The sequence below is a fragment of the Burkholderiales bacterium genome (assembly GCA_036262035.1).
Lineage (GTDB): Bacteria > Pseudomonadota > Gammaproteobacteria > Burkholderiales > SG8-41 > JAQGMV01.
Genome location: DATAJS010000001.1, coordinates 270,885 through 280,867, shown reverse-complemented (window position 1 = coordinate 280,867; position 9,983 = coordinate 270,885). Strand labels below are relative to the sequence as shown.

General features: G+C 68.2%; 4 protein-coding genes. All 4 read right to left on the bottom strand.

Going from position 1 to position 9,983, the window contains the following annotated elements:
- Nucleotides 1–219: 219 nt before the first annotated feature.
- The 4 genes from VHP37_01115 to VHP37_01100 all read right to left on the bottom strand — a co-directional run bounded on the left by VHP37_01115 (nucleotide 220) and on the right by VHP37_01100 (nucleotide 9,804).
- Nucleotides 220–1,782 carry an efflux transporter outer membrane subunit gene (locus VHP37_01115; protein HEX2824918.1) on the bottom strand — a complete coding sequence of 521 codons (1,563 nt, stop codon included), beginning with the start codon at nucleotides 1,780–1,782 and terminating at the stop codon, nucleotides 220–222.
- Nucleotides 1,783–1,834: 52 nt separating this feature from the next.
- Nucleotides 1,835–4,948 carry a multidrug efflux RND transporter permease subunit gene (locus VHP37_01110; GenBank protein HEX2824917.1) on the bottom strand — a complete coding sequence of 1,038 codons (3,114 nt, stop codon included), beginning with the start codon at nucleotides 4,946–4,948 and terminating at the stop codon, nucleotides 1,835–1,837.
- Nucleotides 4,945–8,115 (bottom strand): MdtB/MuxB family multidrug efflux RND transporter permease subunit, encoded by a 3,171-nt coding sequence (locus VHP37_01105; protein ID HEX2824916.1) that lies wholly within the window; start codon nucleotides 8,113–8,115, stop codon nucleotides 4,945–4,947. The genes VHP37_01110 and VHP37_01105 overlap by 4 nt, the downstream gene beginning before the upstream one ends.
- 102 nt (nucleotides 8,116–8,217) lie before the next feature.
- Complete coding sequence (locus tag VHP37_01100; protein HEX2824915.1) at nucleotides 8,218–9,804, bottom strand: MdtA/MuxA family multidrug efflux RND transporter periplasmic adaptor subunit; 1,587 nt, start codon at nucleotides 9,802–9,804, stop codon at nucleotides 8,218–8,220.
- Nucleotides 9,805–9,983 lie beyond the last annotated feature (179 nt).

The following is a 9,983-nucleotide window of genomic DNA, read 5'->3' as shown; positions in this document are numbered from 1 at the left end:
GCTGCTTGCAAGTGACGGGCGGTTGAACGAGTCGAGCTGGTGCGGCGAGTTCGCAGCGCCGTCCTTGTCGGGCGTCGCAGGGTTCCGATGCCGCAGCGGCAGCGCAGGCAGCGGCGCGAGGAGGGCGGGAAGGGTGTGGGGATGCGGCGACAGGTGTGGGGATGAAGCGAAACTAAAGGGCGGCGTCAGTGATCCGCCCGCACCCGATCGGTCGGCCGACTAATCCTTGCACGCGAACACGGAGCACCACGCGCGCTTCATGCCGCCCATGAAGCCGCTCTCCGCCGCTTCGCCTTCGCTTGCGGCGCCGTTCTTCGGCACCGGGCTTTCGGAAGGCTTAGCCTCCACCTGCTGCGGCGTGGGCATCGTCGAAGGATCCCAGCCTCCGCCGAGCGCCCGCACGAGCTGAACGCTCGCCGCGAGCCGGCGGCTCTGCAGGTCGACCGCGGTGCGCTCGCTCGTGAGCGCTGTCGTCTGCGCCGTGAGCACATTGAGATAGCTCACGATGCCCGACTTGTACTGGTTGAGCGCGAGCTCCACCGAGCGCCGCGCGCCGGCGAGCGCTTCGTTCTGCACGGTCGATTCTTCTTCCAGGATGCGCAAGCTCGCGAGGTTGTCCTCGACTTCCTGGAAGCTCGTGAGCACGGTCTGGCGATATGCGGCGACGGTCTCGTCGTACAGCGCGACCTGCTGCTGCACGCGCGCGCGGCGCGCGCCGCCGTCGAAGAGCGTTTGCGCGAGCGCGGCGCCGAGCGACCAGAAGCGCGCGGGCGTGGAGAAGAGATCCCCGATCGTCGAGCTCGCGAAGCCCGCGGAGCCCGACAGCGTGATCGTCGGGAAGTACGCCGCCTGCGCGACGCCGATCTGCGCGTTCGCCGCCGCGACGCGTCTCTCCGCGGCGGAGATGTCGGGACGGCGCTCGAGCAGCTCCGACGGCAGGCCCAGCGGCACGCGCGGCGGCGCGATGCCGTCGAGCGGCGCGCGCGGGAGGTTGAGCTCGGCCGGGGGCTTGCCGACCAGCACCGCGATCGCATGCTCGAGCTGCGCGCGCTGCACGCCGACGTCGATCGCCTGCGCCTGGGTCTGGCGCACCTGCGTCTCCGCCTGCACCACGTCGACGCGCGCGACCACGCCCGCGTCGTAGCGGTTCTGCGTGAGCTTGAGCGAGTCTTCGAACGCTTTCACGCTCGCCTGGAGCAGGCGCTGCTGCGAGTCGACCGCGCGCAGCGCGAAATACGACTGCGCGAGGTCGGCCTGGAGCGAAAGCCTCGTCGCTTCGATGTCCGCGGCCGAAGCCTGTGCGCCGGCCGCCTGCGCTTCGACGCTGCGGGCGATGCGGCCCCACAGGTCGGGCTCCCACGACGCGTTCACGCCGATGCGGTGCGCGTTCTGCGCGCCGCGCGAGCCGATCTCGCCGCTGCCGCCTTGTCCGGCTTTGGCGCGCGTGCTCGTCGCGTTGAGATCGAAGAGCGGGAAGTATTCCGAGCGCGCCTGCGCGACGAGCGCGCGCGCCTGGCGATAGCGCGCCTCGGCCTGCGCGAGCGTCTGGTTCGATACGCTCACCTGCGACACCAGGTCGTTCAGCACCGGATCGCGGTAGGTCTCCCACCAGTTGCCGCGCAGCGCCTGGTCCTGCGGCTGGGCGCTCTTCCAGCCGGGCGGCGCTTCCTTGTACTCGGCGGACACCGGCGCTTTCGGGCGCGCGAAGTCGGGGCCGAGGAGCTTGCATCCGGGGATGAGGACGAGCGCGCTCGCGCTGAGTGCAATGACAAAACGGTTCATCTGATTTCGAGCGTCTCGGGGTTGCTTCGTCGCATTGCGCCTCGCAATGACGTCAGGTGGCGTGCGCGGGCGTGAGCGCGCGGCGGTCGCCGCGGCGCTTGGCCCACAGCCGCGCGCGGTCGAGGTAGAGGTAGACGACCGGCGTCGTGTACAGCGTGAGGAGCTGCGACAGCGCGAGGCCGCCGACGATGGCGATGCCGAGCGGACGGCGCAGCTCCGAGCCTTCGCCGAAGCCGATCGCCAGCGGCAGCGCGCCGAGCGCCGCGGCCATCGTGGTCATCATGATCGGGCGGAAGCGCATGACCGCCGCGCGATAGATCGATTCGCGCGAGGAGATGCCTTCGGTGCGCTCGAGCTCCAGCGCGAAGTCGATCATCATGATCGCGTTCTTCTTGACGATGCCGATCAGCAGGATGACGCCGATCATCGCGATGATCGTGAACTCGGTGTTGAAGAGCAGCAGCGCGAGCAGGGCGCCCACGCCCGCCGACGGCAGCGTCGAGAGGATGGTGATCGGGTGTATGAGGCTCTCGTACAGGATGCCGAGCACCAGATAGATCGTCACCAGCGCGAGCAGGATGAGGATCGGCTGGTTCTTCAGCGACTGCTCGAAGACGCGCGCCGTCCCCTGGAAGTTCGCATGGATCGTCGTCGGCACGCCGATGCGGGCGAGCTCCTGCATCACCGCCTCGCGCGCCTGCGAGAGCGAAACGCCTTCGGTCAGGTTGAACGACACCGTGGTCGCGGGGAACAGGCCCTGGTGCGGCACCGACAGCGGCGTGTTGGTCATCTCGTAATGGCTGATCGCCGACAGCGGCACCTGCCCGCCGTTCGGCAGCACGATGTAGATGCTTTTCAGCGCCTCGGGGCTCTGCCAGTACTCGGGCGCTGCCTCCATGACGACGCGGTACTGGTTCAGCGGGTTGTAAATCGTCGACACCTGCCGCTGCCCGAAAGCGTTGTTGAGCGCCGCATCGATCATGCGCGGCGTGATGCCGAGCCGCGACGCGGTGTCGCGGTCGATGACGAGGCTCGTCTGCAGACCCTTGTCCTGCTGGTCGGTCGAGACGTCGGCGAGCTCGGGCAGGCCCGCGAGCGCGCGGCGCACGCGAGGCTCCCAGCGCCTCAGCTCCTCGAGATCGTCGGCGAGCATGGTGAACTGCCACTGCGCCTGGCCCTGACGGCCGCCGATGCGGAAATCCTGCGCGGCGGTGAGAAAGAGGTTCGCGCCCGGCTCGCGCTCGAGCTGGCGGCGCAGCCTTGCGATCACCTGGTCCGCGGTGACGTAGTCGCGATCGGCGCGGGATTTCAGCGTCACGAACATGCTGCCGCTGTTGCGCGCGCCGCCGAAGCCGCCGCCGCCGCCGGTCGACGCGCCCACGAGCTCGACCGCGGGATCGGCGCGCACCACTTCGACGAAGCGGTTGAGCTTCTCGCGCATCGCCTGGAACGAGATGCTCTGGTCGCCGCGGATGAAGCCGAAGAGCCTTCCGGTATCCTGCTGCGGGAAGAAGCCCTTGGGCACGATGGTGTAGAGCCAGACGTTCAGGCCGATCGTGACGAAGAGCGTGATCAGGATCAGCAGCGAGTGCCGCAGCGACCACGCGAGCGACTTTTCGTATCCGCGCAGGAACCAGTTGAAGACGCGCTCCGCGCCGCGGTCGAAGCGCCCGCGCGCCTTCTCCTGCTTCGGGCGCAGGAGCTGCGCGCACATCATCGGCGTCGTGGTGAGCGAGACGAGCAGCGAGATCAGGATCGCGCCCGACAGCACCATCGCGAACTCGCGGAAATAGCGGCCGACGACGCCGCCCATCAGCAGGATGGGGATGAAGACCGCGATGAGCGAGAGGCTCATCGAGATCACGGTGAAGCCCACCTCGCGCGTGCCTTCGAGCGCGGCCCGCCACTTCGGCACGCCGGCTTCGAGCTTGCGCGAGACGTTCTCGAGCACGACGATCGCGTCGTCGACGACGAAGCCCGTCGCCACGGTGAGCGCCATCAGCGAGAGGTTGTTGAGGCTGTAGCCGCAGAGGTACATCACCCCGAAGGTTCCGAGCAGCGACACCGGCACCGCCACGCTCGGGATCAGGGTCGCGCGCACGTTCCTCAGGAACAGGAACACCACGAGGATGACCAGGCCGATCGAGATCACCAGGGTGCGCTCGACCTCGTGCACCGAGCCGCGGATCGTCGGCGTGCGGTCGAGCGCGACCTGAAGGTCGATCGCATTCGGGATCGACGAGCGCAGCTCGGGCAGCAGCGCGCGCACCCGGTCGACCGTCTCGATGATGTTGGCGTTCGGCTGGCGCGAGAGCGTGATGAGCACCGACGGCCGCCCGTTGAACGAGCCGGCGTTGCGCAGGTCCTGCACCGAGTCGACGACCTCGGCGATGTCGCTCATGCGCACCGGCGAGCCGTTGCGGTAGCTGATGATGAGCGGGATGTAGTCGGCCGCTTTCTTCGCCTGGTCGTTGGCGCCGATCCACCAGCGCTCCTGGTCGTTCTCCAGGAAGCCTTTCGGGCGGTTGACGTTGGTCGCGGTGATCGCGGTGCGCACGTCCTCGAAGGCGATGCCGTACTTCTGGAGCGCGAGCGGATTGAGCTCGACGCGCACCGCGGGCAGCGAGCTGCCGCCGACCGAGACCTGCCCGATCCCTTCGATCTGTGCGAGCTTCTGCGCGAGCACGGTCGCCGCGACGTCGTACATCTGCCCCTGCGTCATCGTCTTCGACGTGAGCGCCAGGATCAGGATGGGCTGGTCGGCGGGGTTGACCTTGCGGTAGGTCGGGTTGTTCGGAAGGCTCGTCGGCAGCAGCGCGCGCGACGCGTTGATCGCCGCCTGCACGTCGCGCGCGGCGCCGTTGATGTCGCGGTTCAGATCGAACTGAAGCACGACGCGCGAGGAGCCGAGCGAGCTCGACGAGGTGATCTCGTTGACGCCGGCGATGCGTCCGAGCGCGCGCTCGAGCGGCGTGGCGACGGTCGCGGCCATCGTTTCCGGGCTCGCGCCGGGGAGGTTGGCGGTGACCGAGATCGTCGGCAGGTCCACCTGCGGCAGCGGCGAGACCGGCAGCAGGTTGAAGCCGATGATGCCGGCGAGCGCGATGCCGATGGTCAGCAGCGTCGTCGCGACCGGGCGCTCGATAAAAGGCCGGCTGATGTTCACGGCCGCGCCTCCTCAGCCGCGCCGCCGATCCCGTGCGCCGCCAGCTTCGCGCGCGTGCGCCGCGACAGCCGGTCGAAATAGAGATAGATCACCGGCGTGGTGAAGAGCGTGAGCACCTGGCTCACGAGCAGGCCCCCGACCATGGTGAGACCGAGCGGATGGCGAAGCTCCGAGCCGACGCCGGTGCCGAGCATGAGCGGCAGGGCGGCGAGCAGCGCCGCCATGGTGGTCATCAGGATCGGACGGAAGCGCAGCAGGCACGCCTGGAAGATCGCCTCGCGCGGGCTCTTGCCCTCGTGGCGCTCGGCGTCGAGCGCGAAGTCGATCATCATGATCGCGTTCTTCTTGACGATGCCGATCAGGAGAATGATGCCGATCACCGCGACGATGCCCAGATCGTTGCCCGACAGCAGCAGGGCGAGCAGCGCGCCGACGCCTGCGGTCGGCAGGGTCGACAGGATCGTGATCGGGTGGATGTAGCTCTCGTACAGCACGCCCAGCACGATGTACATCGTCACGATCGCCGCGAGGATGAGGAGCAGGGTGTTGGTGAGCGAGCTCTGGAACGCCGCGGCGGCACCCTGGAAACGCGTGCGCACGCTCGGCGGTGCGCCGAGCGAGGCTTCGGCTTCGCGGATCGCCTTGGTCGCTTCCCCGAGCGAGACGCCTTTCGCGAGATTGAACGAGATCGTCGCCGACGGGAACTGGCCGAGATGGTTGATCACGAGCGGCGCGGCGCGCTCGGTGATGCGTGCGATCGAGGACAGCCGCACCGGCTCGGGCGGTTGCGAGGTGACCGTGGTCGAGCCCGCGCCGGTCTGGGTCGTGCTCGACGAGCCGCTCGGCACCACGTAGATGTGATTGAGCGCGTCGGGGCTCGCGCGGAACTGCGGCTGCACTTCGAGCACCACGCGATACTGGTTCGACGCGGTGTAGATGGTCGAGATCAGGCGCTGGCCGAACGCGTTGTACAGCGCGTTGTCGATCGCGGCGGTGGTCACGCCCAGCCGGCTCGCGGTGGCGCGGTCGATGTCGACGTACGCCTGCAGCCCCTGGTCCATGAGGTCGCTCGCGACGTCGGCGAGCTGGGGGAGCGTGTGCAGCTTCTCCACGATGCGCGGCACCCACGTCGAGAGCTCGTCGGGATTGGCGGACTCCACGGTGAACTGGTACTGGGTGCGCGACACGCGGCTCTCGATCGTGAGGTCCTGCACCGGCTGCATGTACAGCGTGATGCCTTCGAGCCTGGCGAGCCGCGTCTGGAGCCTCCGGATGACGTCGGTCGCATGGTCCTTGCGGTTTTCGTGCGGCTTCAGGTTGATCAGCATGCGGCCGCTGTTGAGCGTCACGTTGGTGCCGTCGACGCCGATGAACGACGAGACGCTCTCGACCGCCGGGTCTTCTAGCACGGCTTGCGCGACCGCCTGCTGGCGCTGCGACATCGCGGCGAACGAGATCGACTGCTCGGCTTCGGTGATGCCCTGGATGACGCCGGTGTCCTGCACCGGGAAGAACCCCTTGGGCACGAAGATGTAGAGGAGCACCGTCGCCGCCAGGGTCACGACCCAGACGAGCAACGTCGCCGCCTGCCGGTCGAGCACCCACTCCAGCATCTGCCCGTAGCGCGCGATCACGCGGTCGAACCATTCCTGGCTCTTGTGATAGAAGCGGCTCTGCTTGTCGGGCGGCGTGTGCTTGAGGAGCCGGGCCGACATCATCGGCGTCAGCGTGAGCGACACCAGCGCCGAGATGAGGATCGACACCGCGAGCGTGATCGAGAACTCGCGGAACAGCCGCCCGACCACGTCGCCCATGAAGAGCAGCGGGATCAGCACCGCGATCAGCGAGATCGTCAGCGAGATGATGGTGAAGCCGATCTGCGCCGAGCCCTTGAGCGCCGCTTCGAGCGGCGTATCGCCTTCCTCGACGTAGCGCGAGATGTTCTCGATCATCACGATCGCGTCGTCGACCACGAAGCCGGTCGCGATGACGAGCGCCATCAGCGTGAGGTTGTTGATCGAGAAGTCGGCGAGATACATCACCGCGAAGGTGCCGACCAGCGACACCGGCACCGCGATGCTCGGGATGATCGTGCCCGACACCGTGCGCAGGAAGAGGAAGATCACCAGCACGACCAGCGCGATGGCGAGCATCAGCTCGAACTGCACGTCGTGCACCGAGGCGCGGATGGTCACCGTGCGATCGGTGAGCAGCGTGAGCTCGGCGGCCGCGGGCAGCGTGGACTGGAGCTGGGGCAGCAGCTCCTTGATGCGCTCGACCACCTGGATCACGTTGGCGCCGGGCTGGCGCTGCACGTTCACGACGAGGCCGGGGGTGGCGTTCGCCCACGCCGCGAGGTGCGCGTTTTCCGGTCCCTCGATCACCTCCGCGACGTCGGAGAGGCGGATCGGCGCGCCGTTGCGGTACGCGATGACCAGCGACCTGTATTCCTCCGGCGAGCGGAGCTGATCGTTGGCGTCGATGGTGGAGGCGCGCGCCGGCCCGTCGAAGCTGCCTTTCGCCTGGTTGACGTTGGCGTTGCTCACCGCGGTGCGCAGCTCTTCGAGCCCGAGGTTGTACGCGGCGAGGGCGCGCGGGTTGACGCGCACGCGCACCGCGGGGCGCTGCCCGCCCGAGAGCGACACGAGGCCCACGCCCGGCAGCTGGGCGATCTTCTGCGCGATGCGCGTGTCGACGAGGTTCTGGAGCTGCGTCATCGGCATCGAGCGCGACGTCACCGCCAGCGTGAGGATCGGCGTGTCGGCCGGGTTGACCTTGCTGTAGGTCGGCGGCGTCGGCAGATCGGTCGGCAGCAGGTTCGATCCCGCGTTGATCGCCGCCTGCACCTGCTGCTCGGCGACGTCGAGCTTCATCGACAGGCTGAACTGCAGCGTGATCACCGACGCGCCGCCGGAGCTCGTCGAGGACATCTGCTGCAGGCCCGGCATCTGCCCGAACTGGCGCTCGAGCGGCGCGGTGATGGTGGACGTGACCACGTCGGGGCTCGCGCCGGGGTAGAGCGTCACGACCTGTATCGTCGGGTAATCGACCTCGGGCAGCGCGGACAGCGGCAGCACGCGATACGCGACGAGGCCCGCGAGCAGGATCGCGAGCATGAACAGCGACGTCGCGACCGGCCGCAGGATGAAGATGCGGGAAGGGTTCATCGACCGTGCGTCACGGGATCGCTTCGGCGTTCCTGCCGGAGCCGCCTCGCGATGACGTCATTGCGAGGAGCGCCAGCGACGAAGCAATCTCGACACGGTCGGTCACTGCTGGCGCTCCCGCTCCTCCTGCCGCTTCCTGCGGAACTCGGCCTTCTCCGCGTCCGATTTCTTCGCCCACTCGGCCCTGCGCCGCTCGCGTTCCTCGTCGGTTTCGCCTTCGCGTCTTCTGCGGCCTTCGCCCTTGCGCGCGCCGTCGCCTTCCGCGGCGGGCGCTGCCGCGGGCGGTTTCGGCGCCGGGGCGGCGGCTTCGCCTTTCGCGCCTTCGGCGCTCTTCGCGGGCGGTGCGGCTTCGCCGCTCGGCTGGGCTTCGCCTTTACCCTTGCCTTTGCCCTTACCTTTGCCTCGCTCCGGACGTGGCGTGCGGTCCGCGATCTCGACGCGCGCGCCTTCGCGCAGGCGGTCGGCGCCGTCGGTGACGACGCTCTCGCCGACCTCGACGCCCGATTCGATCGCGACGAGCTCGCCGGAGGTCGGGCCGAGCTTCACCGGACGCACGGTCGCGGTGTTGTCGGGCTTGATGACGTAGACGAACGTGCCCTGGTTGCCGCGCTGCACCGCCGCGCCCGGTATGACCGTCGTGCCCTGCATCGTGTCGACGAGCATGCGCGCGTTGACGAACTGGTTGGGGAAGAGCGCGAAGTCGTCGTTCGCGAAGCGCGCGCGCAGCTTGACCGTGCCGGTCGCGGTGTCGATCTGGTTGTCGATCGTCATCAACTGGCCTTGCGCGAGCTTCGTCTTGTCGGCGCGGTCCCAGCCTTCGACCGGCAGCTTCTCGCCGGACTTCAAGCGGCGCATCACGCTGGACACCACGTCTTCCGGCAGCGTGAACATCACGCTGATCGGCTGGAGCTGGGTGATGACGACGAGGCCGTTGGTGTCGCTCGCGCGCACGATGTTGCCCGGGTCGACCTGGCGCAGGCCGATGCGGCCGGCGATCGGCGCGGTGACGCGCGAGTAGGTGAGCTGGAGCTTCGCGCTCTCGACCGCGCCCTGGTCGGCCTTGATCTGCGCTTCGTACTGCCGCACCAGCGACGCCTGCGTATCGAGCTGCTGCTTGGCGATCGAGTCCTGCGCGAACAGCGTCTTGTAGCGCTCGAGGTCGGTCATCGCGTTCTTGAGCAGCGCCTGGTCCTTGGCGAGCTGGCCTTCGGCCTGCGTGAGCTGGACCTGGAACGGCCGAGGGTCGATCTCGGCGAGGAGCTGTCCCGCCCTCACCGACTGGCCTTCCTGGAACAGCACCCGGATGAGCTGGCCGTCGACGCGGCTCCTCACGGTGACCGTCGCGAGCGGCGTCACGGTGCCGAGGCCGGTGAGATACACGGGGATGTCGGCGGTGCGCGCGGGCGCTGCGAGGATGGGCACGGGACGGTTGCTCTGGCCTTTGCCTTTGCCTTTACCTTTGCCTTTGCCTTTTCCTTCTGTCGCGGCTTCGGGCGGTGGCGGCGTTCGCAGGTAGAAATACCAGTACGACGCGCCGGCGGTGATCAGGACGAGGACCGCGACGATGATCCAGGTGACCCTGCGGTCGCGTCGTGTCGGTTGAAGCAGCGCGTCGAGCGGCTCGTCGCGCCGCGCGCTCTCGACCGCGTCGTCGAGCGTTCGATGCTGGGAATCGGGATTGTCGGCCATGCGTGGGTGGTCTTATTCGACGCTCAAACGGTCCGGCGCAAGTAGCACGAGGCGTGCCGCGAATGACGTGCAATTATCCACATCCGGCCTCGCACGGCGCGTCGGTTTTTTGTAATGGATTGTAAAAGACGCGAACCTTACCACCGACGAGACGCGAGCGAGACGGACTCGTGCACTCA

Coding starts and splice junctions, on each gene's coding strand:
- VHP37_01115 (HEX2824918.1), bottom strand. CDS start 1,782: ATGAACCGTTTTGTCATTGCACTCAGCGCGAGCGCGCTCGTCCTCATC.
- VHP37_01105 (HEX2824916.1), bottom strand. CDS start 8,115: ATGAACCCTTCCCGCATCTTCATCCTGCGGCCGGTCGCGACGTCGCTG.
- VHP37_01100 (HEX2824915.1), bottom strand. CDS start 9,804: ATGGCCGACAATCCCGATTCCCAGCATCGAACGCTCGACGACGCGGTC.